The sequence below is a fragment of the Bradyrhizobium sp. BR2003 genome (assembly GCF_009720285.1).
In the GTDB taxonomy this organism is placed as follows: Bacteria; Pseudomonadota; Alphaproteobacteria; order Rhizobiales; family Xanthobacteraceae; genus Bradyrhizobium; species Bradyrhizobium elkanii.
Genome location: NZ_SMYJ01000021.1, coordinates 35217 through 61053, shown reverse-complemented (window position 1 = coordinate 61053; position 25837 = coordinate 35217). Strand labels below are relative to the sequence as shown.

The 25837-nt window shown below is 66.7% G+C and carries 30 protein-coding genes and 1 riboswitch; of the genes, 18 read left to right on the top strand and 12 right to left on the bottom strand.

Features of this window, described 5'->3' with window-relative positions:
- Positions 1-258 precede the first annotated feature (258 nt).
- Positions 259-426 carry a hypothetical protein gene (locus E2I15_RS39850; protein WP_422109804.1) on the top strand — a complete coding sequence of 56 codons (168 nt, stop codon included), beginning with the start codon at positions 259-261 and terminating at the stop codon, positions 424-426.
- A 29-nt stretch (positions 427-455) separates the two neighbouring features.
- Here E2I15_RS39850 and E2I15_RS15740 read toward each other — a convergent pair whose 3' ends face one another.
- On the bottom strand, positions 456-1382 hold the full coding sequence (locus E2I15_RS15740) for a GlxA family transcriptional regulator (protein WP_137476306.1): 927 nt from the start codon (positions 1380-1382) through the stop codon (positions 456-458).
- A 104-nt stretch (positions 1383-1486) separates the two neighbouring features.
- Between E2I15_RS15740 and E2I15_RS15735 the strand changes: the two genes are divergently transcribed.
- Entirely contained in the window at positions 1487-2314 is an 828-nt protein-coding gene (locus E2I15_RS15735) for a dienelactone hydrolase family protein (RefSeq protein ID WP_137476305.1), read from the top strand.
- On the opposite strand, the gene E2I15_RS15730 is transcribed toward E2I15_RS15735, so the two are convergent.
- Genes E2I15_RS15730 through cobU form a run of 5 tightly spaced genes read right to left on the bottom strand, consistent with a single transcriptional unit; the run spans position 2297 to position 4747 of the window.
- Positions 2297-3043 carry a CbtA family protein gene (locus E2I15_RS15730; protein WP_137476304.1) on the bottom strand — a complete coding sequence of 249 codons (747 nt, stop codon included), beginning with the start codon at positions 3041-3043 and terminating at the stop codon, positions 2297-2299. The two genes, E2I15_RS15735 and E2I15_RS15730, sit on opposite strands and share 18 nt — an antisense overlap.
- A 10-nt stretch (positions 3044-3053) precedes the next feature.
- Positions 3054-3266 carry a CbtB domain-containing protein gene (locus E2I15_RS15725; protein WP_246667873.1) on the bottom strand — a complete coding sequence of 71 codons (213 nt, stop codon included), beginning with the start codon at positions 3264-3266 and terminating at the stop codon, positions 3054-3056.
- On the bottom strand, positions 3263-3601 hold the full coding sequence (locus E2I15_RS15720) for a hypothetical protein (RefSeq protein WP_137476303.1): 339 nt from the start codon (positions 3599-3601) through the stop codon (positions 3263-3265). The genes E2I15_RS15725 and E2I15_RS15720 overlap by 4 nt, the downstream gene beginning before the upstream one ends.
- Positions 3579-4211, bottom strand: a complete 633-nt coding sequence (gene bluB, locus E2I15_RS15715; RefSeq protein ID WP_137476578.1) for a 5,6-dimethylbenzimidazole synthase — start codon at positions 4209-4211, stop codon at positions 3579-3581. Before bluB ends, E2I15_RS15720 begins: the two co-directional genes overlap by 23 nt.
- Positions 4212-4243: 32 nt before the next feature.
- Positions 4244-4747, bottom strand: coding sequence for a bifunctional adenosylcobinamide kinase/adenosylcobinamide-phosphate guanylyltransferase (gene cobU, locus E2I15_RS15710; RefSeq protein ID WP_137476302.1), 504 nt, complete (start codon positions 4745-4747; stop codon positions 4244-4246).
- Between the two features lie 148 nt (positions 4748-4895).
- Between cobU and cbiB the strand changes: the two genes are divergently transcribed.
- Both cbiB and cobD read left to right on the top strand, forming a co-directional pair.
- Entirely contained in the window at positions 4896-5831 is a 936-nt protein-coding gene (cbiB, locus tag E2I15_RS15705) for an adenosylcobinamide-phosphate synthase CbiB (RefSeq protein WP_170991373.1), read from the top strand.
- A gap of 11 nt (positions 5832-5842) precedes the next feature.
- Entirely contained in the window at positions 5843-6808 is a 966-nt protein-coding gene (cobD, locus tag E2I15_RS15700; RefSeq protein ID WP_155262419.1) for a threonine-phosphate decarboxylase CobD, read from the top strand.
- Here the strand turns inward: cobD and E2I15_RS15695 are convergent.
- Both E2I15_RS15695 and cobO read right to left on the bottom strand, forming a co-directional pair.
- Positions 6805-8253 (bottom strand): cobyric acid synthase, encoded by a 1449-nt coding sequence (locus tag E2I15_RS15695; RefSeq protein ID WP_137476300.1) that lies wholly within the window; start codon positions 8251-8253, stop codon positions 6805-6807. The genes cobD and E2I15_RS15695 overlap by 4 nt on opposite strands.
- 11 nt (positions 8254-8264) lie before the next feature.
- Positions 8265-8918: a cob(I)yrinic acid a,c-diamide adenosyltransferase gene (cobO, locus tag E2I15_RS15690; protein ID WP_038382101.1), complete on the bottom strand. Its 654-nt coding sequence runs from the start codon at positions 8916-8918 to the stop codon at positions 8265-8267.
- A 36-nt stretch (positions 8919-8954) separates the two neighbouring features.
- A riboswitch (cobalamin riboswitch) is annotated at positions 8955-9169 on the top strand.
- Between the two features lie 93 nt (positions 9170-9262).
- Here cobO and E2I15_RS15685 point away from each other — a divergent pair.
- Genes E2I15_RS15685 through cobJ form a run of 7 tightly spaced genes read left to right on the top strand, consistent with a single transcriptional unit; the run spans position 9263 to position 17170 of the window.
- On the top strand, positions 9263-9637 hold the full coding sequence (locus tag E2I15_RS15685; protein WP_137476299.1) for a DUF1636 family protein: 375 nt from the start codon (positions 9263-9265) through the stop codon (positions 9635-9637).
- Positions 9634-10668: a cobalamin biosynthesis protein CobW gene (cobW, locus tag E2I15_RS15680; protein ID WP_016845673.1), complete on the top strand. Its 1035-nt coding sequence runs from the start codon at positions 9634-9636 to the stop codon at positions 10666-10668. The genes E2I15_RS15685 and cobW overlap by 4 nt, the downstream gene beginning before the upstream one ends.
- Positions 10668-13916 (top strand): cobaltochelatase subunit CobN, encoded by a 3249-nt coding sequence (gene cobN, locus E2I15_RS15675; RefSeq protein WP_137476298.1) that lies wholly within the window; start codon positions 10668-10670, stop codon positions 13914-13916. The genes cobW and cobN overlap by 1 nt, the downstream gene beginning before the upstream one ends.
- Positions 13913-15076 carry a precorrin-3B synthase gene (gene cobG, locus E2I15_RS15670; protein WP_137476297.1) on the top strand — a complete coding sequence of 388 codons (1164 nt, stop codon included), beginning with the start codon at positions 13913-13915 and terminating at the stop codon, positions 15074-15076. The genes cobN and cobG overlap by 4 nt, the downstream gene beginning before the upstream one ends.
- On the top strand, positions 15076-15705 hold the full coding sequence (locus tag E2I15_RS15665) for a precorrin-8X methylmutase (RefSeq protein ID WP_137476296.1): 630 nt from the start codon (positions 15076-15078) through the stop codon (positions 15703-15705). The genes cobG and E2I15_RS15665 overlap by 1 nt, the downstream gene beginning before the upstream one ends.
- Before the next feature lie 2 nt (positions 15706-15707).
- Positions 15708-16439 (top strand): precorrin-2 C(20)-methyltransferase, encoded by a 732-nt coding sequence (locus E2I15_RS15660; protein WP_137476295.1) that lies wholly within the window; start codon positions 15708-15710, stop codon positions 16437-16439.
- The gene (cobJ, locus tag E2I15_RS15655) at positions 16436-17170 is read left to right on the top strand and encodes a precorrin-3B C(17)-methyltransferase (RefSeq protein ID WP_137476294.1); all 735 of its coding nucleotides are present in this window, start codon (positions 16436-16438) and stop codon (positions 17168-17170) included. The genes E2I15_RS15660 and cobJ overlap by 4 nt, the downstream gene beginning before the upstream one ends.
- Here cobJ and E2I15_RS15650 read toward each other — a convergent pair.
- Positions 17146-17895 (bottom strand): cobalt-precorrin-6A reductase, encoded by a 750-nt coding sequence (locus tag E2I15_RS15650; RefSeq protein ID WP_137476293.1) that lies wholly within the window; start codon positions 17893-17895, stop codon positions 17146-17148. The genes cobJ and E2I15_RS15650 overlap by 25 nt on opposite strands.
- Between E2I15_RS15650 and cbiE the strand changes: the two genes are divergently transcribed.
- Genes cbiE through cobF form a run of 6 tightly spaced genes read left to right on the top strand, consistent with a single transcriptional unit; the run spans position 17894 to position 23023 of the window.
- Positions 17894-19075 carry a precorrin-6y C5,15-methyltransferase (decarboxylating) subunit CbiE gene (gene cbiE, locus E2I15_RS15645; RefSeq protein WP_137476292.1) on the top strand — a complete coding sequence of 394 codons (1182 nt, stop codon included), beginning with the start codon at positions 17894-17896 and terminating at the stop codon, positions 19073-19075. The genes E2I15_RS15650 and cbiE overlap by 2 nt on opposite strands.
- Entirely contained in the window at positions 19072-19440 is a 369-nt protein-coding gene (locus E2I15_RS15640; RefSeq protein WP_155262418.1) for a cobalamin biosynthesis protein, read from the top strand. Before cbiE ends, E2I15_RS15640 begins: the two co-directional genes overlap by 4 nt.
- Positions 19437-20234, top strand: coding sequence for a precorrin-4 C(11)-methyltransferase (gene cobM / locus E2I15_RS15635; RefSeq protein WP_137476290.1), 798 nt, complete (start codon positions 19437-19439; stop codon positions 20232-20234). Before E2I15_RS15640 ends, cobM begins: the two co-directional genes overlap by 4 nt.
- Entirely contained in the window at positions 20231-21541 is a 1311-nt protein-coding gene (locus tag E2I15_RS15630; protein ID WP_137476289.1) for a cobyrinic acid a,c-diamide synthase CobB, read from the top strand. Before cobM ends, E2I15_RS15630 begins: the two co-directional genes overlap by 4 nt.
- The gene (cobA, locus tag E2I15_RS15625; protein ID WP_137476288.1) at positions 21538-22266 is read left to right on the top strand and encodes a uroporphyrinogen-III C-methyltransferase; all 729 of its coding nucleotides are present in this window, start codon (positions 21538-21540) and stop codon (positions 22264-22266) included. The genes E2I15_RS15630 and cobA overlap by 4 nt, the downstream gene beginning before the upstream one ends.
- A 7-nt stretch (positions 22267-22273) precedes the next feature.
- Positions 22274-23023 (top strand): precorrin-6A synthase (deacetylating), encoded by a 750-nt coding sequence (gene cobF / locus E2I15_RS15620; protein ID WP_137476287.1) that lies wholly within the window; start codon positions 22274-22276, stop codon positions 23021-23023.
- Between the two features lie 36 nt (positions 23024-23059).
- On the opposite strand, the gene E2I15_RS15615 is transcribed toward cobF, so the two are convergent.
- The 3 genes from E2I15_RS15615 to E2I15_RS15605 form a co-directional block, all read right to left on the bottom strand.
- Positions 23060-23251: a hypothetical protein gene (locus tag E2I15_RS15615; protein WP_038382082.1), complete on the bottom strand. Its 192-nt coding sequence runs from the start codon at positions 23249-23251 to the stop codon at positions 23060-23062.
- Positions 23252-23606: 355 nt separating this feature from the next.
- Positions 23607-24131 (bottom strand): YkgB family protein, encoded by a 525-nt coding sequence (locus E2I15_RS15610; protein WP_137476286.1) that lies wholly within the window; start codon positions 24129-24131, stop codon positions 23607-23609.
- A 36-nt stretch (positions 24132-24167) separates the two neighbouring features.
- Complete coding sequence (locus E2I15_RS15605) at positions 24168-24704, bottom strand: carboxymuconolactone decarboxylase family protein (protein ID WP_137476285.1); 537 nt, start codon at positions 24702-24704, stop codon at positions 24168-24170.
- Positions 24705-24834: 130 nt separating this feature from the next.
- Between E2I15_RS15605 and E2I15_RS15600 the strand changes: the two genes are divergently transcribed.
- Positions 24835-25830 (top strand): AraC family transcriptional regulator, encoded by a 996-nt coding sequence (locus E2I15_RS15600; RefSeq protein ID WP_137476284.1) that lies wholly within the window; start codon positions 24835-24837, stop codon positions 25828-25830.
- Positions 25831-25837: the final 7 nt, after the last annotated feature.

The window sequence follows — 25837 nt, the reverse complement described above, 5'->3', positions numbered from 1 at the left end:
ACCGATGATCGACATTGCCCCTTGTCCGCGGCCTGTCACGCCGCGCATGGTAAATGAACCCGCAACGCCGGCGGAGCGCGCGGCGCTGGATGCGGCGCCCGACGGTCAAGGTTCATCGCGAATGGCGGTATTGCAGCAGTTCGGCCACGACATCTGGATTGCCGGGGGGCCGAACCTTGCGGTCGCCGGCTTTCACTATCCGACCCGGATGGCCGTCGTCAGATTATCGGACGGCGGCCTCTTCATCTGGTCGCGTCGGTGCCGCGCAAGTTCCGCGTTGCCTTCACGGGCCGCCGCGCCGCGCGTGCCGCCTTGCAAAGGATTCTGGCGTGGCCCGCCGAAAAGGTGCTGATGGCCCATGGAACGCCAGTCGAAGAGGATGCGCCGGCCTTCTTGCGCCGCGCCTTCGCGTGGCTCTCGGGCTGATGATTTCATCGCGGATGCGGCGTTGGGGATCAACCGCCTGAGCGGAAATGCCGCGGCGAATGCCGCGTTTCGCGGCGGATCAGCCGGCGGAGGGTCGATGGCTCGGCATATCCAACCTTGCCCGCGATCTGTTCGACCGAAAGGCGCGTGGTCTCGAGCAACGACCGCGCCGTCTCGATCCTGATGCGTTGCACGAATTGAATGGGCGACAGGCCGCAGATCGATTCGAGCCGTCTGGCAAATGTCCGCGGCGCGAGCGCGGCGGCGGCGGCGACGTCCCCGATCGTAAAGTCGCGCGCGATGTTGCTGCGGACCCATTTCTCGGCCCTGGCGACCTTGGGATCCTGGCTGGCAAGATAGTTGATCGCCATGAACGGCGCCTGCGAATGCCGCTCGCCAAGCAGCAAATAGTTGGCGCAGCCCTTGGCCAGCGCCGGGCTGCCGAAACGCGTGATTACCGCAAGCATCAGGTCCATCTGCGCCATCGCCGCGCCGGCGGTTGCGATCGGCCAGTCGGCGACCACCATCCGCTCCGTCATCAGTTCGACATTCGGATAGCGTTGCCGAAACAGCGGCGCGAACCACCATGTCGTGGTCGCTCGCTTGCCGTCGAGCAGGCCGGTCTCCGCCAGCAGGAAACTGCTGGCGCAGGACGCGGCGAGCATCGCGCCGTTCGCGAACGCCGTGACCAGCATGTCGCGGGCGTGCCGACATGCCGGTGTCGCCAGCTTCCGTTCCAGTTCGCCGGCCGAAGCCGAGCCGAGCCCGGGAACGATGACGAGGTCGGCGCCGCGCAATCGGCCGGCGTGCCGCCTCGGCCCATAACGCAGCGTCAGCACCTCGAAGCGCGCGCGCTTCGAGGTGCTGATCCGGTTGGCGGTCGCCAGCACGTCGTGGGTGATGGCGGCCGCCGACGCGAGGCAGCCGTCGATCTCGACAACCGCGACCTTGGTCATGTCATAAAATCCGCGATCAATGTCATTTTTGACACTAGCTGCCGGGTTGGAAAATCGCAACTCTGACGCCGAGACGCTGCCGATCTCGATCAGGAGAACCGCGGATGCCGAACCGGCCGATGACCCAGGACGATCCGCTCGATGATTTCGAGCGCCGCCAGATTACCCTCGATGGGGCCGGCAAGACCGTCCATGTCGGCGGCGCAGGTCCTGCGGTGATCGTGATGGCGGAGATGCCGGGCATCAGCCCGCATGTGGCGCGCTTCGCCCGCTGGGTTCGCGATGCCGGATTCACCGTCTATATGCCCTCGCTGTTCGGCCGTGACGGCGCGGTCGCGAGCGCGGAGGAGGGCGCTGCGGTGTTTCAGCGCGCCTGCGTCAGCAGGGAGTTTCGTGCGATGGCCGCAAACCAGTCCAGTCCCGTGACGCAATGGCTGCGCGCGCTGGCGCAATTTGCCCATGGCGAATGCGGCGGTCCCGGTGTCGGGGCCATCGGGATGTGCTTTACCGGCAATTTCGCGCTCACCATGATGCTGGAGCCGTCGATGCTGGCGCCGGTGCTTTCGCAGCCGTCATTGCCATTGAACGATCCGGCGGGCATCGAGATCGCGCCGGAGCAAGTCAAAGCGGTGCGCGAGCGGTTGGAGCGCGAGGACCTGACCGTGCTGGCCTATCGCTTTGAGGGCGACAAGTTCTGCATGGCGCAGCGCTTTGCGGCCTATCGCGAGGCGCTCGGCGACCGCTTCATCGGGCGAGTGCTTGCCGACAGCGCGGCGAACCGCGATGTGCCGCCGTTCTTCCGGAATTTCGTCACGACACCGCACAGCGTCGTGACCGTGCATCTGATCGACGAGGCGGGCCAGCCGACCATCGCGGCCCGCGATGAGATCCTGGCGTTTTTTAGGCAGCGGCTGTCAACCGCGAGCGGATGAGCCCGGCCGATCGAAATAGGCGAATGCGGCGCTCGTCAGGCTGCCCAGCAGGGACCAGAACACCAGGCTGGTCAGCGTGACGGCGACCACGAACTGATGCGACAGGGACGAAGGCACGCTGGTCTCAACATGCTCCAGCTCGGGCGCGCCGATCAGATGCGGCAGCATGATCAGGACCACGCCGGCGATGGCGGCCGGCATCGAGCGTCGGAACACGATCAGCCCGAGGCCGGCAGCGGTCGCCAGCACCGCCGTCACCCACCAGATCTGGCGCGAGAGCAATGGAGCGGTGGGGACCCCCGGCAATTCGGGCGGCAGTCCGAGGCCCGGCGCGATGGTGAAGACGGCAAAACCCGCAAGGCCCCACATCAAGCCTTCATGCCACGAGATCTGCTCGCCGGTCGCGCCGCCGCGAACCGCGAGAAAGCCGCAGAGCAGGAGCGCAAAGCCGATCGCGGTCAGGATGTTCGCCCCCGCGGTATAGACGTTGCGTTCCAGACCGTCGCGCGGCTCCCAGGCCTCCGCGCCATGATCATGATCCGCATGATCGTGGACGAGGATCGCCTGCGGTGGCGCGGCGGCTTCGTGCTTGTGCGCGGCCGCCTTCTCATAGACCTCGGCCCTGAGGATCAGGGGAACGGTGCCGAATTGCTGGACCGCGGTGACGATCAGGCCGACGATGAACCCGGCAATGACCGACGAGAAGACGATCGAGCGAAACGTGCTCATGCCGACAAGGTCAGTGGCAGGGGAAGGCGTTGGAATGGCGCACGTCATGCGCGACGTTGTGGATCACGTCGATGTGCGAGAAGCCGACGACGCCGACGATGAACAGGCCAAGGGTCATGGCCATCAACGATTGTGCAAGCCGTCCGACCTGTCGGGTAGCGATCGGCAGATGTGTGACCTGAGCTTGAGTAACTTGGGATTGCGCGGTCTGGGACTGGCTCATGGTCGTTCTCCACATTCGATTTGATCGGCTTCTAGCAGCTTTCGCGTGATGTCGCGACTGGTAAGATGCAAATTTGTTCCAGGGAGAATGCGCTTGCGCTCGATCTTGGCGCGTGCAGCTGCCTTGAAGGCGTCTTCATAGCGCTCGAAATAGTCGATGCAGGCCTCCGGCACCGGCTCCGCGCCGAGCAACGTCCGAAACGCGCCCCGATGCACCACGCAGATGGCGCGGTGATCCGGGACTGGAAAGACCAGGGAGGCGATGTCGGTGCGCCATTGAACGCCGCCATTCGCGGCGGCGTCCTCTGCGCCGTCAGCGTCGGATGGTGAATTCATCCGGACCTCGCCGCGATTCCCACTTGGCCTGTTCGAGCTCCGGACGGTCGCATTCGGTCTGGGGGTAACCGATGCAGAGATAGCCGATAAATTTCCAGGAGTGCGGGATTTCCAGAACGTCATGAATGCGTTCTGGATTGAGGATCGATACCCAGCCGATGCCGATGCCTTCGGCGCGCGCGGCAAGCCACATCGAGCAGATCGCGGCTACCACCGAATATTCCGACGTCTCCGGCATCGTCGCGCGGCCGAGACCGGCGCCGATCTGGTCGGTCTTCTCGGCAAACACGGCGAGATGGCCCGGCGCCTCCTCGAGGCCTGATAATTTCAACGCGGCATATTTGGCGGCGCGCTCGCCCGAATAGGACCGCAGCGCATCGGCGTTGCAGGCCTTGAAGTCGTCGATGACCGCGCGGCGGCGCGCCGCATCGTCGACAATGACGAACCGCCAGGGTTGGCTCAGGCCGACCGAAGGCGACAGGCAGGCGATCTCGATCAGCCGCTCGATCGCGCCATCCGGCAGCGGATCGGTTCGGAAGCGCCGCACGTCGCGCCGCCACACGAACAGCTCATGCAGCTGGCGGCGAAACGCATCGTCGAATGAGACCATCGCGGGGCCCTTGGCAGGATCGATCTCGGACTTCATTTAAGCTTCATCGGCAGGCCCGCAACGACGAACTCGACCTCGTCTGCGATGCCGGCGATAGTCTGGTTCATGGTTCCTGCGGCATCGCGGAAAGTCCGCGCCAATGCATTGTCCGGCACGATGCCGAGACCGACCTCGTTGGTGACCAGCACGACCGGGCTGTGCTGGCGCGACAGCGCACCCGCCAGCCGCGTCACGTCCTGCGACCAGTCGCGCCCGGCATGCAGCAAATTGGATAGCCAGAGCGTCAGACAATCGACCAGCCTCGCGCCGCCGCCATCGGTCTCGGACAGCACGTCAACGAGATCGAGCGGCACCTCGCGCTCGATCCAGTCGCTGCCGCGCCGCGTGCGATGCTTGGCGATCCGCTCCTCCATTTCCGCGTCGAGCGCCTCGGCGGTCGCGATATAGACCGGCTGTCCCGGAAAGCTGCGCGCACGAAGTTCGGCGCGCCGGCTCTTGCCGGACCGGGCTCCCCCCGTGATCAGAATGACGGCCATATCATCTCCTGTGCGACCGGTACGCACGTCGTTCGGAAACGCTCTAACCACCAATCGCGGAGAAAGACAAAGCCGAAATCCGTTACGGAGGGCTTGCGCTCGGCCGATGTCTTGCGCATCAGGGGGATCGCGGCGAGGAGAGGGTAGCGTGGGTTTTGCGGGAGCGATGGCGGTGGCGATGGCGGTGGATGCCTTGATCGGCTGGCCGACGTGGCTGTTTGCACGTATCGGCCATCCCGTGACCTGGCTCGGCCGGCTGATCAATGTTGTCGATAGCGCCTGGAACCGTGCCTCCGACCCGCCGGCGTTCCGGTGCGTGGCTGGCGTCGCGGCCGCGATCTCGGTGATCGCGCTGATGGTTGCGCTCGGTTGGGCCGTTCAGTCCGTGCTTGCATCCGGATGGGTTCGCGTTGTCCTTGTCGGTGTCCTGGCGTGGCCGCTGGTTGCCGTGCGCTCGCTGCATGACCATGTCGCCGCGGTGGCAAGTCCTCTTCTATCCGGCGACATCACGGCCGCGCGTTCGGCGGTCGCGCAGATTGTCGGACGTGATCCGGCAACGCTCGACGATGCCGGCATTGCGCGCGCCGCCATCGAGAGCCTCGCTGAGAATGCATCCGACGGCATCGTGGCGCCGGTGTTCTGGGGCGCGCTGTTCGGCCTGCCGGGAATCCTTGGCTACAAGGCGATCAACACGCTGGACTCGATGATTGGCCACCGCACCGAGCGGCACGAAGCCTTTGGCTGGGCAGCCGCACGGATCGACGATCTCGCCAATCTCGTTCCGGCACGGCTGACCGGGCTGCTGTTCGTGCTGCTCGCGCCGAACCGTTCGCAGGCGTGGTCATGCATGTTGCGCGATGCGCATCGGCATCGTTCGCCGAATGCCGGCTGGCCGGAAGCCGCGATGGCCGGCGCGCTCGGCGTGCGGCTCAGCGGTCCCCGCATCTATCACGGTCGCATCGCCGATGAACCCTGGCTGAACGAGGGGGCGCGCGATCCGGCTGGTGCTGACGTCCTCACCGGGCTGAAACTCTATCGTTACGCCATGATGCTGTTGGCTGCGGCGTTCGTGGCGCTGGCGTGAAGGAGCGGCGCATGCGTGAGCACGGCGGGAATCTGGATGTCGCCCAGCAGCGCTTCGGCGGCGCCGCGGACGAATGGATCGACCTGTCGACCGGGATCAATCGGGTGCCGTATCCCCTGGTCGATGTCGAGCCGCGGCATTGGAGCGCGTTGCCGTCGCGATCCGATCTTGAATCGCTGCACGACGCCGCGCGGCAGGCCTATGCCACCGACGCGCCGATGGTGGCGATGGGCGGTGCGCAGGCCACCATTCAGTTGCTGCCGCATCTGGCGTCTCGCGGCCGGGCGCGGATCCTGGCGCCGACCTACAATGAGTATGCCGCGGTGTTGTCGGCCGCCGGCTGGGACGTCGCCGAGATGTCCGATCTCGCCGCGCTCGCGGGAGCGGACATTGCCGTCGTCGTCAATCCGAACAATCCCGATGGACAACGCCACGATCGGCAGGAGTTGCTGGCCCTGTTGCCGCGCGTTGGCCGGCTCGTCATCGACGAGAGCTTTGCGGACGCCGTTCCTGACCTGTCTCTTGCACCGGAAGCAGGACGCGCGGGGCTCCTGATCCTGCGCTCATTCGGCAAGTTTTACGGACTTGCCGGCCTGCGCCTCGGCTTCGCGATCGGCAGCGAGGCGGACATCGCCGCGCTTGCCGCAATGGCGGGCCCATGGCCGGTTTCGGGCGCCGCGATTGCGATCGGACGACGCGCGTTGCTCGATCGCGACTGGGCAAAGGCGACAACCGCGCGGCTCGCGGACGACTGCGTCAGGCTCGACGCGGCGACGCGAGCGCAGGGCTGGACGCTGCTCGGCGGCACGCCGCTGTTTCGTCTTTATGAAGTCGGCGATGCGCTGGCCGCGCAGGAGAAGCTTGCCCGCGGCCAGATCTGGTCGCGGGTTTTCCGGCAGAAGCCGGGGTGGTTGCGGCTGGGCTTGCCGGGCAGCGAGGCCGAATGGTCGCGTCTTTCCGCCGTGCTGTCCGTTTAACGCGCCAGCGCGAGCAGGCCTTCGACATCGAGATGGGTCTCGATGTGCTCGGCAAGCGCATCGAGCGCGTTCTCGACCCTGGCGCCGTAGGGCTGATCAGCCGCCGCGATGTCGAGTTGCGCGAGGAAAGCCTTGCGAAATTCGTCCGAGGCGAACAGGCCGTGCAGATAGCTGCCGTGAACGCGCCCGTCGCTGGAAACGGCACCTTCGGCTGCGCCGTCGAGCGATGCGAAGGGCCGGCTGCGATCCGGGCCGTCGGTACGTCCGATGTGGATTTCGTAGGCGCTGATCGGTTGATCGGTCGCAGCATGCACTGCGCTGACGCGGGTCAGGGTCTTCTGCTCGCTCATGACAGTCGTGACATCGAGCAGCCCGAGGCCGCGCGTTTCGCCGGCAGGACCCTCGATCCCATCGGGGTCGGCGACGCTCTGCCCGAGCATCTGGTAGCCTCCGCACAGGCCGAGGACATGGCCGCCGCGGCGATGATGGGCCAAGAGATCGATGTCCCAGCCCTGCGTGCGCAGGAAGGCGAGATCGCCGCGGGTCGATTTCGAGCCAGGCAGGATGACGAGCTTCGCATCACCCGGGATGGCTTCGCCCGGACGTACCATCACGAGATCGACGCCAGGCTCGAGCTTGAGCGGATCGAGGTCGTCGAAATTGGCGATCCGCGACAGCGCAAGGAATGCGATCTTGCGCTGGCCCGGCTTGCGCGCCTCGCCGAGCCCGAGCGCATCTTCGGCCGGAAGCTCGCCGGCGCGGACGAACCAGGGCAGCACGCCAAAGCCGTGCCAGGTGGTGCGCTCTTCGATCAGGCGGTAGCCATCATCGAACAATGTCGGATCGCCGCGGAATTTGTTGATGACAAAGCCCTGGATCATCGCGGCATCGTCGGGATCGATCACCGTCTTGATGCCGACGAGCTGCGCGATCACGCCGCCGCGGTCGATGTCGCCGACCAGCACCACGGGCACGTCAGCCCGACGTGCAAAGCCCATATTGGCGATATCGGCTTTGCGTAAATTAATCTCGGCGGGGCTGCCGGCGCCCTCGACCAGCACCAGATCGGCGCGCGCCTTCAGGCGCGCAAAACTCTCCAGCACCGCGGCCATCAGCGACGGTTTCATGCCGGCATATTCGCGCGCGCGTGCGGTGGCGATCCGTTTGCCGTGCACGATGATCTGGGCGCCGACATCGCTCTCGGGCTTGAGCAGCACCGGGTTCATGTCGGTGTGCGGCTCGACGCCGGCGGCGAGCGCCTGCAAGGCCTGCGCGCGGCCGATCTCGCCGCCGTCGACGGTCACCGCCGCGTTGTTCGACATGTTCTGCGGCTTGAACGGCAGCACGCGCAGGCCGCGCCGTCGGGCGGCGCGCGCAAGGCCGGCGACGATGAGCGATTTGCCCACGTCGGAACCTGCTCCCTGGATCATCAATGCGCGCGCCATGGTGATGTCTGTCAGAACTCGACGCCCGGCTGGGCCTTGATGCCGGAGCGGAACGGATGCTTCACCAGCGTCATCTCGGTGACGAGATCGGCGATCTCGATCAGCTCCTCCTTGGCGTTGCGCCCGGTGAGCACGACATGGGTCATCGGCGGCTTCGACGTCGTCAGGAAGTCGACGACATCGGCAATCGCGAGATAATCGTAGCGTAGCGCGATGTTGATCTCGTCGAGCACGACCATGCGCAGGCTCGGATCTGCGATCAGCTGCTTGGCCTTTTCCCAGCCGGCTTGCGCTGCCGCGATGTCGCGGGCGCGATCCTGCGTCTCCCAGGTAAAGCCTTCGCCCATCGCATGGAATTGACAGAGATCGCCGAAATGCCCGGTGAGCAGGCGGCGCTCGCCGGTATCCCAGGCGCCCTTGATGAACTGCACCACTGCGCAGGGAAAGCCGTGCGCCACACAGCGCACGATCATGCCGAACGCGGAGGAGGATTTTCCTTTGCCGGCGCCGGTATGAACGATGATCAGGCCCTTTTCACCGCTCTTGGTCGCCATGATGCGGTCGCGGGCGGCCTTCTTTTTCGCCATCTTGTCCGCGTGCCGCGCATCCAGTGAAGAATCGGTGCCGACGGCGCCGTCCGCAGCGTCGTTTCCATCTGAAGTCATCACGTTCCTTCGGCTTGACAAGTGCGAGGCTTGGACGAATGGTGGTCCTGCGTTGGTTCCTGTCCTACGACAGGCGAAGAGGGAATGCGATAGGGCGATGACCGCAAGGTTCGCCCGAAGCGCAGCCGCCCCCGCGACCGTGACCGGAGAGATACCCAAGCCACTGATTCCATATGGAGTCGGGAAGGTGGGCATCGAAGGGTAAAACCTGCTCCGCAAGCCGGGAGACCTGCCAACGCAGCATGTTGTGAGACCGGCGGACGGGGTGTTCCGCGACGGGGAACGAACCTGTCCAAAATCGGTTCGTGTGCCTCATCGCTCCCGCTGTCAATCCAGGAAGGGCGATGAGCGTTACACTTCATGTCTGCATCACCTGCCGCGCCGGCCAGACGCCGGCGGAAGGTGAGCTCGCGCCCGGTGCGCGCCTGCATGCCGCGCTCGTCGAGGCCGGCGTGCCCGATGACGTCAATCTGGTTCCCGTCGCATGCCTGTCGGCCTGCAGCCAGGGTTGCTCGGTCGCGCTCAGCGCGCCGGGGCGGTGGTCCTATGTCTACGGCCGCTTATCCGCTGATAATGCCGCGGATGTGATCGCCGGTGCCTCCGCCTATGCGGCGGCGCCTGACGGCATCGTGCCGTGGCGCAGCCGTCCGGAAATCTTCCGCAAGCAATCGCTCGCCCGCATTCCACCCATCGCCGTCGTGCCGGAGGCCGCAGAATGACCACGCTCGCCAAAATTCCGGTCACGGTCGTGACCGGCTTTCTCGGCTCCGGCAAGACGACGCTGATCCAGCATCTGATCCGCAATGCCAACGGCAAGAAGCTCGCGGTGCTGGTCAACGAGTTCGGCAGCGAAGGCGTCGACGGCGACATCCTGAAGTCGTGCGCCGACGCCAATTGTCCGGCCGAGAACATCGTCGAGCTCGCCAATGGCTGCATCTGCTGCACCGTCGCCGATGATTTCATCCCGGCGATGGAGCAGTTGCTGGCGCGGAACGTGAAGCCCGATCACATCGTGATCGAGACCTCGGGGCTCGCGCTGCCGAAGCCGCTGCTGAAAGCGTTCGACTGGCCGGAGATCCGCTCGCGGATCACGGTCGACGGCGTGATCGCGCTGGCCGATGCCGAGGCTGTCGCCGCCGGCCGGTTTGCGCCTGATCCGGCCGCGGTGGACGCGCAGCGCGCAGCGGACGACAATCTCGACCACGAGACGCCGCTGTCCGAAGTGTTCGAGGACCAGATCGCCTGTGCCGATCTCGTGCTGCTGACCAAGGCCGATCTCGCCGGGGCGGAGGGGATCAAGGCAGCGAAAGCGGTGATCGCGGCCGAGATGCCGCGCGAGGTGCCGATGCTGCCCGTCGTCGACGGCACGATCGACGCGCGCGTGATCCTCGGCCTCGAGGCGGCGGCGGAAAACGATCTCGCGGCGCGGCCGTCGCATCACGATGGCGAGGAGGAACACGAGCACGACGATTTCAATTCCGTCGTGATCGATCTTCCGGAAGTTTCGGATGTCGACGCGCTGGTCGCCTCGATCAAGGGACTGGCGCGCGAGCAGAATGTGCTGCGCGCCAAGGGCTACATCGCGGTCGAGGGCAAGCCGATGCGGCTGCTGGTGCAATCGGTCGGCGAGCGGGTGCGGCATCAGTTCGACATGCCCTGGGGCGCCCGGGCGCGGCAGTCGAAGCTCGTCGTGATCGGCGAACATGCCGACATCGATGAAGCCGCGATCAGGGCACGGCTTGGTGTCTGATGCACGTCGTCTTCCGCGAGAGCCGCGGCCTTGAGGAGACCGCGACGCCAAGGGACCTCGGCCAGGATCCGGCCGATCTCGTGGTGTTGTCGTTTTCCGACAGCGATATTGCTGCCTTCGCGGCCGGCTGGCGGCGCGGCCGCGCTGCGTTGCCGTCGCTGCGGCTTGCCAATCTCGCGGAGCTGCGCCATCCGCTGTCGGTGGATACCTATATCGAGCGGACGCTGTCGCACGCCCGCGGCATCCTGGTTCGGCTGATCGGCGGCGAGCCCTATTGGTCATACGGGCTGGCCGCGGTGCATCGACTGGCGAAGGAGCGCGGCATTGCCCTGGTGGTGCTGCCGGCCGATGGCCGCGACGATCTGCGGCTGGATGAATTCTCGACCTTGCCGGTCTCGACGCTGCGCCGTCTCAAGGTGCTGTGCGACAAGGGCGGCCCCGTTGCCGCGCAGGCCGTGATCGCGCAACTGGCCCTGGCGTCCGGACTTTATGCCGGGCCTGTGGTCGGCGAGATCGATCTTCCCGAGATCGGCGCCTACGATTCGCGGCGCGGTGCCATCGCGGCATTGCCGGCACCGGATGGCCGGCCGCGCGTGCTGGTGACGTTTTATCGTTCTTATCTCGCGGCCGGCGACACGGCGCCGGTCGATGCCTTGATCGATGCACTGCGCGAGAGGGGTTTCGATGCGCACGGCGTGTTCGTCACCTCGCTGAAGGCGGCGGGCGTGGCCGATTGGCTGCGTGTCCAGTTCGCGCAATGCGTTCCAGCGGCCATCGTCAATGCGACCGCGTTCTCTGCGGCCGGTGACGACGGCACGACGCCGTTCGACGCTGCATCGTGCCCGGTGTTCCAGGTCGCTTTGTCGACGGCGCGGCGCGAGGACTGGGCCTTGTCGCTCCGCGGGCTCTCGCCCGGCGATCTCGCGATGCATGTGGTGCTGCCGGAGGTCGACGGCCGCCTGTTCGCGGGCGTCGTGAGCTTCAAGTCGCCTGGTGAGCGCGATCCCGAGCTGCAATTCGCGCATCTTGCGCATCGACCGGACGCCGAGCGTGTCGCGGCAATTGCCGCGCGCGTCGCAGCCTGGCATCGGCTCGCCAGCAAGCCGGCGCAAGAGAAGCAGCTTGCGCTGGTGCTCTCGAACTATCCTGGCCGTCCGCATCAGATCGCGCATGCCGTCGGCCTCGATGCGCCGGCTTCGGTCGAGGTGTTGCTGACGGATCTCGCGGCCGCGGGATTTGATGTTGAGCCGGTGGAGTCGCTGGGCGACGTGCTGTTGCGCCGGAAACTGACGTGGAACGTCGCCGACTATCGCGCGGCGCTTTCCGGCCTTCCGCAAGAACTGCAGGACGATCTCAGCCGCGCATGGGGCGCGCCGGAAGACGATCCCGATTGCCGTAACGGCGCATTTCATTTCGCGGCGATCTGCTGCGGCAAATCGGTCGTCGCCGTCCAGCCGGAGCGTGGTGAGGTGGGGCAGCGCGACGCCGACTATCACGATCTGGCGCGCACGCCCCGTCACGCCTATGTCGCGTTCTATCTGTGGCTCAGGCAGCGGGCCATCGATGCCGTCGTCCACATCGGCGCGCATGGCACGCTGGAATGGCTGCCGGGGAAGTCGGTTGCGCTGTCATCCGCATGCTGGCCGGAGGCGCTGATCGGCGATCTGCCTGTTGTGTATCCCTTCATCGTCAACGATCCCGGCGAGGCGGCTCAGGCCAAACGCCGGATCGGTGCCGTGACGATCGGCCACCTGCCGCCGCCACTGGCACAGGCCGTGGTGCCGGAAGGCCTGCGCCGTCTCGAGCGCTTGCTCGATGAGTATTCGACTGCCGATGGTCTCGATCCGGCGCGGCGGCAGCGCCTGATCGCCGCGATCCGCGACGAAGCGCGCCTCGCCGGGCTGGAAGACGATCTCGGTCTCGCCGCGTCGGTCTCCGCGGCCGAGGCCATTCCGCAGATCGATCGTTTCGTCTGCGATCTCAAGGAAAGCCAGTTCGGCGACGGCCTGCATATATTCGGGCAGGGCGCCTGCGGCGAGGCGGAGAGGGCGGCGCTGCGCGATGCGCTCGCGGGGCGGCGCGTGGCGCCGGGGCCGTCGGGCTCGCCCTGGCGTGGACGGGGCGATGTGCTGCCGACCGGACGCAATCTGTTTGCGGTCGATCCGCGCGCGGTGCCGACGCCGTCGGCACATGCGCAGGGTGTGAAACTTGCCGAGGAACTGCTGCGCCGTCATTTGCAGGATCACGGCGACTGGCCGAAGGGACTCGTGGTCGACCTCTGGGGCTCGTCGACGATGCGCACCGCCGGCGAGGATTTTGCGATGGCTCTGCACCTCGCGGGCATCGCGCCGCGCTGGGATCATGGATCGGGACGGGTGGCGGGCTACGACATCATCGCGCCGGCGGAGCTCGGCCGGCCGCGCATCGACGTCACGTTGCGCGTGTCGGGGCTGTTCCGCGACGTCTTCTCAGGGCTGGCCCAGTTGTTCGAAGCCGCGGCGGAGGCGTTGTCCGAACGCTGTGATGAGGCGGACGAGAACCCTTACCGGCAGCGCATCTCGCGCGTGTTCGGTCCTCGCCCCGGATATTATGGCGTTGGCATTGCATCGATGCCGGATGTCTTCACGGCGGAGGCGCGCGAGGCGGCCGGCGAAGCCTGGCTGTCGGCATCGTCATGGGCTCTCGCATCCGACGGCGAGATGCGGCCCGATCGCGCCGGCATCGAGGCGCGGCTCGCGGCCGCGGACAGTTTTGTTCACACCCAGGATCTGCCGGAGACCGATCTGCTGCTGGCTGCGGACTATGCCGCGCACGAGGCCGGCGTCGCGGCGGCGGCCCGGCGCCTCGGCACAAAAGTCCCGGCGCTCTATCACCTCGACGCGACGCGGCCGGATCGGCCGCATGCCCGCGCGTTGACCGAAGAAGTCTCGCGCGTGGTGCGGGCGCGCGCCGCCAACCCTGCCTGGATAGCGGGCATGATGCGCCATGGCTTCCGTGGCGCCGCCGAGATCTCGGCGACGCTGGAGCACATGGCGGCGTTCGCCCATCTCGCCGGCGCGGTGCCGCCGCATCTCTTCGATCTCTACTACGATGCGACGCTCGGCAATGACGAGGTTCGCGGCTTCATGGCGCGCGAGAATCCGGCGGCACTGGCGGCGATCGAGACCTGCTTCACGAGATTGCATGAAGCCTCGCTGTGGCAGACGCGGCGCAATTCGATTGCGGCTGCGTTGCAGGAGGCCTCATGAGCGCGGTTGCGGTCAAGGGTTGGTGTCCCGGCGCGCTGCGGCCGATGCTATCGGGCGACGGCCTCGTGGTGCGCATTCGCCCGCGCGCCGGACGGCTGGATGCGGCGCAGGGTGCGGGAATCGCCGAGCTGGCGGCGCGATACGGCAACGGCCTGATCGACCTGACCAGCCGCGCCAATCTCCAGATCCGCGGCGTCAGCGATGAAGGTTATCCGCCCCTGGTCGATGGGCTCGCTGAGCTCGGGTTGCTGGACGCAGACTCGACTGCCGAGGCGCAGCGCAACATTCTGGTGACGCCGTTCTGGACTGCCGCCGACGAGACGCGCTCGCTTGCGACCGAGCTTGAGCAGGGGCTTGCCAGTGCTTCGCTTGATCTTCCAACCAAGTTCGGCTTCGCAATCGATGACGGCAATGCGCGGATGCTGGCGGGTGCATCCGCCGATATCAGGATCGAGCGCGATCGCAGCGGCGAACTGCTGGTACGTGCCGATGGCGCACAGCGCGGGCTTTCGGTCAGGCGGAGCGAGGTTGTGCAGGCGGCGCTGGCACTGGCCGAGTGGTTCGTCGCCTCCGGCGGAGCCAGGGGTGAGAAACGGCGGATGGCGGCTCATCTCGCCGGCGGCGCGAGCGTTCCCGAGACACTTCGCGGCGATGCCGAGCCCCTGGTCCGATCGGCGGACCCTGCGCCTGGCCTCTATCCGGCGGGCGCGATGGTTGGCGTCGTCTTCGGGCAGATGCCGCACCAGACGCTCGGCGATCTTGCCGGGTGTGCGCAGGCTCTTCGCATGACGCCGTGGCGGATGATGCTGGTGGAGGGGATGCGCGAGATGCGCCGTGGGTCGGAACTCGTGACTGAAGCCGGTGATCCCAGGCTGCGCGTGGTCGCCTGCAGCGGCGCACCGCGCTGCGGCGAGGCGCATGCGGATACGCGTATGCTGGCATCGGCGCTCGCGCGGCATATCCCACCCGATGCGCGGCTTCACGTCTCCGGCTGCGCCAAGGGCTGCGCCCATTCCGGTTCTGCGGATGTTACCCTCGTTGGAACAGACGACGGCTTTGATCTGATCCGCCGTGGCACGACGCGGGATGCGCCGGTCATCCGAGGGCTGACCAGTTCATACCTCGTCGTAAATCCCTCCGTGCTGACGGGAGGCCATTGATGCCGCACGTCTACGAGACCGACGGTGCGACGATCTATCGCCAGTCCTTTGCCACCATTCGCTCCGAGGCCGACCTCGCCCGCTTCACGCCGGACGAAGAGCCGGTGGTCGTGCGCATGATCCATGCCGCCGGCATGGTGGGCCTGGAAACACATGTGCGCTTCACACCAGGCATGGCTGCGCGCGCGCGAGCCGCCTTGCAGGATGGCGCGCCGATCCTCTGCGACGCGCGCATGGTGTCGGAAGGAATTACGCGCGCGCGGCTGCCGGCCGGCAATGCCGTCATCTGCACGCTTGGTGATATCAAGGTACCGGCACTCGCGCAATCGATGCGCAACACGCGCTCCGCGGCGGCGCTCGAGCTGTGGCGGCCGCATCTGGGCGGCGCCATTGTCGCGATCGGCAATGCGCCGACGGCGCTGTTTCATCTGCTCAACATGCTGGAGGACGCCGATTGCCCAAGGCCGGCGGCGATCATCGGCTGTCCGGTCGGCTTTGTCGGCGCGGCGGAATCCAAGGCGGCATTGATGGCTGAGCCCCCGGTGCCGGCGCTGACGGTCGAGGGACGGCTCGGTGGTTCGGCGATCACGGTTGCCGCCGTCAATGCGCTGGCGAGCCGGAGCGAATAGCGATGGGGCGTATCATCTGCTGCGGGCTCGGCCCAGGCGATCCGGACCTGATGAGCGTGCGCGCCGACCGCATGGTGCGTGCCGCGAAGCATGTCGCCTATTTCCGCAAAAAGGGGCAGCCGGGGCAGGCGCGCCGCATCGTCGAAGGCTTGCTCGCCGCTGACGTCAGCGAATATCCGATGGAATATCCGGTTACCACGGAAATCGCGTTCGACAGTCCGGACTACGCGCGGCTGCTGGCTGACTTCTATGACGAATGGGCCGAGCGCCTGGCGCGATTTGCGCGCGCGATCGACATCGTCGTGCTCTGCGAGGGCGATCCCTATTTCTATGGCTCGTTCATGCATCTGCATGCGCGGCTGCAGGGGCGTGTCGAGCTCGAGGTGATCGCCGGCATTCCCGGCATGGTCGGCTGCTGGAATTCGGTGGGCCGGCCGATTGCGCTGGCTGACGATGTGACGACCGTTCTGATGGGGACGCTGCCGGAGCCGGAACTCGCCGACCGGATGCGCAGCTCCGACGCGCTGGTCGTGATGAAGACCGGTCGCAATCTTCCGAAGATCCGCCGCGCGCTGGCATCCGCGGGGCGCCTCGATGATGCGTGGCTCGTCGAACGCGGCACCATGCCGGATCAGCGCGTCGCCCGGCTTGCGGATATCGGCGAGGCCGATTGTCCGTATTTTGCGATCGTGCTGGTGCACGGGCAGGGGCGGCGCAGGGAGGCTGCGCAATGACCGGCACGCTGACCATCGCGGGGCTCGGACCGGGCGATGAGGCGCTGATCACGCCGGAGGTCTCTGCTGCGCTCGCGGCTGCGACCGACATCGTCGGCTATGCGCCCTATGTGACGCGCGTGCCGCCGCGGGCCGGGCTCACGCTGCACCCCTCGGACAATCGCGTGGAGTTGCAGCGCGCCGCTGACGCGTTGCGGCTTGCGTCGGAAGGGGGCCACGTCGTCGTGGTGTCCTCGGGCGATCCCGGCGTGTTCGCGATGGCATCAGCCGTGTTCGAAGCGCTCGAGGATGCGCCGCAATGGCGCGACCTGCCGATCCGCGTTCTGCCCGGCGTGACGGCGATGCTGGCGGCGGCGGCAAGCGCCGGCGCGCCGCTCGGTCATGATTTCTGCGCGATCAACCTCTCCGACAATCTCAAGCCATGGCCGCTGATCGAGAAACGCCTGCGGCTTGCGGCCGAAGCCGACTTCGCGATCGCGATGTACAATCCGCGCTCGGCCAGCCGGCCGGAAGGTTTTGGTCGCGCGCTCGAGATCTTGCGCGAGGCGGGCTGTGACGAGCGGATCGTGGTGTTCGCGCGCGCCGTCAGCACGCCCGAGCAGCGGATCGTGACGGTCGAACTGCGCGACGCGCGGCCGGAGATGGCCGACATGCGGACGCTCGTGATCGTCGGCAATTCGGCGACACGGCGGGTCGGCCGCTGGGTCTATGCGCCGAGGCAGGTCCGATGACCGAGCCATTGCATCACCTCGCGCACGCTCTCCACCCGCGGCCTGTCGGGCAGCGGCGGTCGCGTGATCATGATGACGGGAAGGCCGAGCGCGCGGGCGGCGTCGATCTTGGCGCGCGCGCCGGTTCCGCCGGAGTTGCGGGCGACGATCCACTCGATGCCACGCACGCGCATCATCGCGAGCTCGCCCTCGAGCGTGAAGGGGCCGCGCGACACGATGACGTCCGCGTCGGGCAAGGACAGCGTTTCGTCGGGAGGGTCGACGAAACGCAACGTATAGGCATGTTGCGGCCAGTTGCCGAACGGCGCGATGTGCTGGCGGCCGATCGCGAGGAACACGCGGGCGGGGCTGTCCGGCAAGGCCGTGGCCGCGGATACGACATCCGCGACCTCGATCCAGCGATCGCCGGAAATTTTGTCCCAGGGCGCGCGCTCAAGCGCGATCAGCGGCGTTGTGGTTTGCGCACAGGCAGCGATCGCGTTGCGGCTCATCTCGGCCGCGAAAGGATGCGTCGCGTCGATCACATGCGTGATGGCTTCGCGACGCAGATATTCGGCAAGACCGCTGGCGCCGCCGAAACCACCGCTGCGGACCGGCAATGGCTGGTCGGCCGGCGCGCGGGTGCGGCCGCCATAGGAATAGACCGCGTCGATGCCCGCGCGCGCGATCGCAACGGCAAGCAAATTGGCGTCGGCCGTTCCGCCCAGGATCAGGGCGCGCATCATGGGTAATCCCTGGTTGACTATCATCGGTATCGGCGAAGATGGCCTTGCCGGCCTCTCCGACGCAAGCCGAAAGGCGCTTTCCGAAGCCGAAGCGGTTTTCGGCGGCGAGCGGCACCTCGCGCTCGCCGGCATCGCCGACCGCGGCCGTGCCTGGCCGGTGCCGTTCGATGCCAACATCGTGCTTGAAGGCCGGGGTCGTCCGACGGTGGTGCTCGCGTCCGGCGATCCGTTCTGGCATGGCGTCGGCGGAACCCTTGTCGAGAAGCTACGGCCCGGCGAATGGGTCGCGTACTCCGCACCGTCGACGTTCTCACTGGCTGCCGCTCGTTTGGGCTGGCGTATCGAGCATGCTGTCTGTCTCGGTCTTCATGCCGCACCGTTCGAACGGCTGTTACCGCATCTGGCGCGCGATGCACGGATCATCTGCCTAGTGCGCGACGGCAAGGCGGCGTCCGATCTCGCGCGCTGGCTGACGGAGCGTGGTTGGGGGGCGTCGGCAATGTGGACGCTTGCGGCTCTTGGCGGACCGCGTGAATCGATCACGCAGCATCGCGCCGACAATTATTTGGAGGAGTCGGGCGACAGCCTCGTCACGGTTGCGCTGGAGGCGAAGGGAGGACAAGGGATCGCACGCAGCTCGGGTCTTGCCGATGCTCTCTTTGTGCATGACGGGCAACTGACAAAGCGGCCGGTCCGCGCGCTTGCGCTGTCGGCGCTTGCGCCGCGGCCCGGTGAGCGGCTGTGGGATGTCGGCTCGGGCTCGGGCTCGATCTCGGTCGAATGGGCGCTGCGTGGTGGGACGGCGATGGCCGTCGAAACCCGCAGCGAACGCGCCGCCAACATCCGAAGCAATGCGGCGAGCTTCGGCTTGACTCACCGCATCTCCGTCATCGAGGGCGAGGCGCCCGGCATTCTATCGGGTCTCGAAGCACCCGATGCCGTGTTCATCGGTGGCGGCCTCGATACCGCAATGTTCGGTGCGATCTGGTCGCGGATAGCGCCAGGAACGCGGTTGGTTGCGCATGCGGTAACCCTGGAAACCGAGGCGCTGCTCTCCGATCTGCACCAGCGTCATGGCGGCGAATTGATGCGCCTCGAAATCGCGCAGGCCGAGCCATTGGGCCGCTATCGCGCCTGGAAGGCCGCGCGGCCGATCGTGCAGTGGAGCGCGCTCCGATGAAGGTCGCGGGTCTCGGATTCAGGCGCGATGCCGGCGTCGCATCCTTGCGTGACGCACTCGACGCGGCCGGCGGTTCCGACGGCCTTGCGGCAATTGCAACGGTGAGTGACAAGGCCGATGCGGCGGCATTGAGAGATTTGGCGCGGGAACTGGGGTTGCCGGTCCGGAGCATTCCCGCCGGGATCCTGGCTGAGATAAAGACTGCAACGCAATCCGAGCTCATCAAGTCGAGATTCGGAACGGGCTCGGTCGCCGAAGCTGCGGCGATAGCTGCGGCGGGGCGCGGTGCGCGCCTGATCTCGGCCAGGGCCGCGTCACAGGATCGGATGGCCATTGCGGCGATCGCGGAAGGAGACGGCGAATGACGGTGCATTTCATCGGCGCAGGTCCCGGTGCTGCCGATCTCCTGACCCTGCGCGGGCGCGATCTGATCGCCTCTTGCCCGGTTTGTCTCTATGCCGGATCGCTGGTGCCAGCAGGTGTGTTGGCGCATTGCCCGCCGGATGCGCGCATCGTCAACACCGCGCCGCTCTCGCTCGACGAGATCATCGCCGAGATCGCTGCCGCGCATGCGGACGGCAAGGACGTCGCGCGGCTGCATTCGGGCGATCTCTCGATCTGGTCGGCGATGGGCGAGCAACTGCGCCGATTGCGAGCATTGCAGATTCCGTATTCGGTCACGCCCGGGGTGCCGGCCTTCTCGGCGGCCGCGGCGGCGCTGGAGGCCGAGCTTACGCTGCCGGCCCTTGCGCAATCGGTGGTGCTGACGCGCACGCCGGGCCGGGCGAGCGCGATGCCTGATGGCGAGACGCTCGCAGCGTTTGCCGCGACCGGCGCGGTGCTGGCGATCCATCTTTCGATCCATCTGCTCGACAAGGTCATGGCCGAGCTCACGCCGCACTACGGCACGGATTGCCCGGTTGCGATCGTCTGGCGCGCGAGCTGGCCGGACCAGCGCATCGTGCGCGCCACGCTCGCGACGCTCGATAGTGCCGTCGGCCCCAAGCTCGAACGCACTGCGCTCATTCTGGTCGGCAAGACGCTCGGCGCGGACGAATTCGCCGAGAGCCGTCTCTATGCAGCCGACTACGACCGCCGCTACCGTCCAGTCGGGGCGGCGCCGCGTTTTCCGGAATCGTCGCCGGAATCATCGCAATGACCGCGGGGCTCGTCATCTCTGCGCCGGCATCCGGTGTCGGCAAGACGACGCTAACACTGGCGTTGGCGCGCGCCTATCGCAATCGCGGTGTGAGGGTGCAATGCCTCAAGAGCGGTCCTGATTACATCGATCCAGCCTTTCACGCGGTCGCCACGGGACGCGCGTCGGTCAACATCGATAGCTGGGCGATGGCGCGCGAAGCGATCGCGCATTTGGCAGGCCGCGGCGCGGACGCCGATCTCGTGCTGGCGGAAGGCTCGATGGGACTGTTCGACGGCGTCGCCGCGCGTGGCGTCTCGGGGACCGGCGCCACCGCCGACATCGCCGAGATGATGGCGTGGCCGGTGCTGCTGGTGATCGATCCCTCCGGTCAGGCGCAGACGGCGGCGGCGGTCGCGGCGGGATTGCGTGATTTTCGCGGCGGCGTACGGCTTGCCGGCGTCGTCCTCAATCGCGTCGCGAGCGCGCGGCATGAAGCCCTGGTGCGCAATGCCATGGCAGGCGCGGGCATTCCGGTATTGGGAGCGCTGCCGCGCCACGCCGAGATCGCCTTGCCGAAGCGTCACCTCGGCCTGGTACAGGCCGAAGAGCAGGCTCAAATCGACGGTCTGATTGACGAAGCCGCCCGCTTCGTCGTCGAGCATGTCGATCTCGACGCCGTGCTGCGATCGGCGCGCGTTTGGGCGCCGCAATCCGCCGTGCGCGGCATGGACATCACGCCGCCCGGCCAGCGCATCGCGCTCGCGCGCGACGCGGCGTTCTCCTTTGTCTACCCGCATATGCTGGAAGCCTGGCGCGCGGCCGGCGCTGAGATCGTGCCGTTCTCGCCGCTTGCCGACGAAGGCCCCGATCCGGACGCCGATGCGTGCTGGCTGCCCGGCGGCTATCCCGAACTGCATGCCGGCCGGCTTGCAGCCAACAGACGATTTCATGCGCAGCTCCGCGCCTTCACGGAAACGCGGCCGGTGCATGGCGAATGCGGGGGGTACATGGTGCTGGGCGCCGCGTTGACCGATGCCGACGGCGTGCGCCATGAGATGGCAGGCTTGCTCGGCCTCGAGACGAGCTATGCCAAGCGCCGCATGCATCTGGGCTACCGGCTCGCCGAGCTTGCCGCACCGATGCCCGGCCACGGCGCGGGCGCACGGCTGCGCGGCCACGAGTTTCACTATTCGACGATCATCGCGCAGCCCGACACGCCGCTCGCGGTGGTGCGAGATGCGACCGGCGCGATCGTTGCGGAAACCGGATCGCGGCGCGGCTGTGCGACGGGTACATTCTTCCATCTGATCGCGGAGGACCGGTGAGCGGATTCGTATCCTTCGTCTCGGCCGGTCCGGGCGATCCCGAACTCCTGACGGTGAAAGGCGCCGCGCGGCTGCGCGAGGCCGATGTGGTGCTCTATGACGATCTTGCCTCGGGCGCGATTCTCGATCTCGCGCGCGCCGGCGCCAATCTCGTCGCGGTCGGCAAGCGCGCCGGCCGCCTGTCGGCGAAGCAGCACCATGTCAGCCGCCTGCTGGCCGATTACGCTGCCGCCGGCGTGCGGGTCGTGCGGCTGAAATCCGGCGACGCCGGCATTTTTGGACGGCTCGAGGAGGAGATCGAAGCGCTGCGCGCGGCCGGCATCGGCTACGAGATCATTCCCGGCGTGACCTCGGCCTCGGTTGCCGCCGCGCAGGCCGGCATTCCGCTGACGCGCCGGCTGACCTCGCGCCGGGTCCAGTTCGTGACCGGCGCCGATGTGACGGGCGAATTGCCCGCGGACCTGAACTGGGCGGCGCTGGCCGATCCGGAAGCGACCACCGTCGTCTATATGGGGCGGCGGACCTTCCCGGCATTGGCCGCAAAGCTGATCGCGGACGGCCTCGCGCCCGACACGCCCGCGCTGCTGGCGGAATCGCTCGGCCACGCCGATGAGCGGCTGCTTCGCACCACGATCGCGGCGCTCGCCGAACAGCTCGCGCATGCCGGCGCGGCCACGGCGGCTGCTGTGATCCTGTTCGGCGCGCTGGCGCCGGAACGAGGGTGACGCGGCCATGTTGACGCTGTCCCTGATCGGTATCGGTTGTGGTGATCCCCGGCAGCTCACTTTGGCTGCGAGCGCCGCGATCAATGCCGCCGACCTGATCTTGATCCCGCGCAAGGGGACGGCGAAGTCGGATCTCGCCGAACTGCGTCGCACGATCTGCGCGGACGCGTTGAGCAATGCCCGCACACGCATTGCCGAATTCGACCTGCCGGTGCGTGACGCCGGCGAAGAGGATTATCGCAAGGGTGTGGACGATTGGCATGATGCGATCGCCGCGTCCTGGTCGCAGGAAATCGCGCGCAACCTCGGCGGGGAGGGACGGGTCGCCCTGCTGATCTGGGGCGATCCCTCGCTCTACGATTCGAGCCTGCGGATTGCGCGCCGGCTCGATCCGTTGCCATCGATCGAAGTGATCCCGGGCATCACGTCGATCCAGGCGCTGTGCGCGGCGCATGCGCTGCCGCTCAATGAGATCGGCGAACCGTTCCTCGTGACGACCGGCCGACGGCTGCGCGAGGCTGGCTGGCCGCCCGGCGTCGACACCGTGGTCGTGATGCTCGACGGCGGCGCCGCCTTCCAGACCCTGGATGCTGCCGGGCTGCAAATCTGGTGGGGCGCCTATCTCGGCATGCCCGATCAGATCACCATGGCGGGGGAGCTGGCGGAGGTCGGCCCTCGCATCGTCGCCGCGCGACGGGAGGCACGTGAGCGGCACGGCTGGATCATGGACAGCTATGTCCTGAAGCGGAGATTGTGATCCAGACTTTGCTCCGGCATTCCATGCAGGCGGCAGCTAGGTCTTCAATCCGCGAATCGAAGGTTGGATGGTCAGGCGGTAGGCGACGAGCCTGTCGCCATCGAACTGCTCGAGGGTCGTCTCGCAGACCGGGCAGCGATACTCGCCCTTGCTTCCAGATCCGGACGCCAGCTCAAGGCGTCGGAATCCGGCCCCGCAGCGCGGGCATGTGACGTCGTCCTTCTTCATCAACTCACCCCAGAACAACACCGGCGTTCCTTCTTAGCGCAGACCGCGCGGCGGAACTATGTTCATGGCCGGAGAGCCAGGGATCATTCATGCACGCATGGAAGCGGCATTGCGTCGTCGTCTAGCGGACGGCAGCGCAGCCGAACGCGCGGAGCGGGTGGCCGATTCCAACGCATTGTGCAAGTTCGGCAATAGGTTATGGCTCGGCCTTAAAGAGCAAGGGCTGCCGGATCTGCGCAACGGCAATGACCACCATGTCGCTGTGTTCGAGAGATGCTGCGTCTGCTCAGTCCCATGCGCGACCGCCGGTGCGCATGGAGCCCACCGGCGATCAGTCGCGATCGGCTGAAGCCATCTATTGCCTGATCAAACGAACCACGTCCTGCCTCAGCAGGTAGAGCGAGACGGCGAGCAGGACGACATCCTTCATCAGGAAGGGTACGTTTCCGGTCATTGCCGGGAAGCCTCCGGCCGCAACGTCCCAGCCATCAGGCATGAACGGGATGATGGTGACGGTTGCGATAAAGGTGCCGGTCGAGCCGAGGGCGCCGAGTACGCCGAGCCGCTTGTCCCAGAACCCTGCCAACAGCAGCGAGCCGAACGTCCACTCCGAGGCGCCGAGGAAGTAGCTGGCGCCGGCATGGCCGAAGGCCGGATACAGCCACCAGATCAGCGGCCCGTTGCTGATGAACGGGACCAGCCGTTCGAATTCGTACGGAAACCACTTCTGGTAGCCGAAGAACAGGAACATGATCACCATCGCGGCCCTGACGACGTGGTAGTCGAGATCGTCGGCGAGCAGGCCGGATCGATGAAGCGCGCGAACGACCGGATTTTGCGTCGTGTCGGAAAACTGAGCGGTGTTGGAAAGCGCAGTCATGGTCGTCATCCTTCCAATCGACTGACTTCGGTCGCTTCACGCGACGGCAGGGAAGTCGATGTCGGTGTCGTTGATACGGTTGAAAACGTTGGTGAAGACGATGGTCGCGAACGCCAGGCTGATCTCGACCAATTGGGCGTCGCTGTAGCCGGCGGCCTTGATCGCGGCGAAGTCCTCGTCGCTGACGGTGCCGCTCGACTGCGCGAGCTTGCGGACGAAATGGATCAGCGTGTCTTGCCTGGCATCACCGGTCAGCGCGCCGTCGCGGATCTGCTTCAGTGCGTCGGTCTTCACGCCGGCGAGCTTGGCGAGATGAGAATGCGCGGCGACACAGTAGTCGCAGCCGCCTGCGGCGCTGATCACGAGCTTGATGATCTCCCGATCGCGCTTGGACAGACTGCCGCCGGCGAGCACGGCATCGGCGGCGAGCATCGACTTGAGCGCGGCCGGGCCGTGGGCGGCGATCGCCGCATAGGCGTTGGGGACGCTGCCGGCTGCCTTCTTGATCTGGGCGTAGGCTTGGCCCGACGGGCCGGTGTCGGTTTCGAGATTGGGGACTGAAAGACGAGACATGGTGGCACTCCTTGTTGGGGTGGTGAACGATTGCGGAGTGACAATAGGATTGAGATTTGAGACATTGAATGTTCATATTGCTCGATTATATGCTCAATCGTCTCATAAGCTACGCCTCGGGGGATTGGCCATGGATTGGCTCAGCCGGCTATTCGAGATGATGCCGGTGCGCGGGCGGCTCGATATTCGCTGCAGCTACAGTGTCCCCTGGCGCATCGAGCAGGGTCCGGGCGTGACCAACGAGATCCCCTATCATGCGGTGCTTGCCGGCTCGGCGATCCTGGACGATCCCGCGGGCGGCCGCCCATTGCTGCTGAAAACCGGCGACATCCTTCTGCTGCCCGGCAACCCGCGACACGTGATGCATGACGGCAGCGGGGCGGCACCGCTGCCGCCACGCAACCGGGCGGCACAGAATTTCACGATCAGCGAAAACCTCGGGTCGGACGAGCGGCTTGACCTGTTGTGCGGGCACTTCGCGATCGCATCCCCGCACGACCGTCTGTTGCGCAGTTACCTTCCGCCGCGTCTTGTCGTGCATGCCGGCGCGCGTACGGGAAAGGGGACGGCGGCGCAACTCGCCGGACTGGTGTCGCTGATGCGCAGCGAAACGGCCGACGATCATCTGGGCGGCCGCGCCATGCTGGACGCGCTGTCCACGGCGATGTTTGCGCTCGTGCTGCGGCTCGCGAGCGAGAGCGATGACGGCTCTCGCGGTCTGCTCGCGCTGGTCGGCGATCCCCGCCTTGCACCGGCGGTGGCGGCCATGTTCAACCAGCCCGCGCGCGCATGGTCGCTGCCGGAGCTTGCGCGTCTTTGCAACATGTCACGCGCCACGCTGGCACGGCAGTTTCAGGAGAAGCTCGGACGATCGCCCAGCGATCTGCTCACCGATATCAGGATGACGCTTGCGGCGAACGAGTTGAAGAAATCATCGCTGTCGACCGGCGCCGTTGCGGAGATGGCCGGCTACCAGTCCGAGGCCGCCTTTCAGCGCGCCTTCAAGAGCCACATGGGCGTGACGCCGGCGCAGTGGCGAAAGGCGCGGCCGCCGGAACAGGAGGTGTCGCTGGAATCTGCTGCACCGGCTGATCGGAATGGCAGTTCGTCGGCAGTGGGTGCGTAGCGTCCCC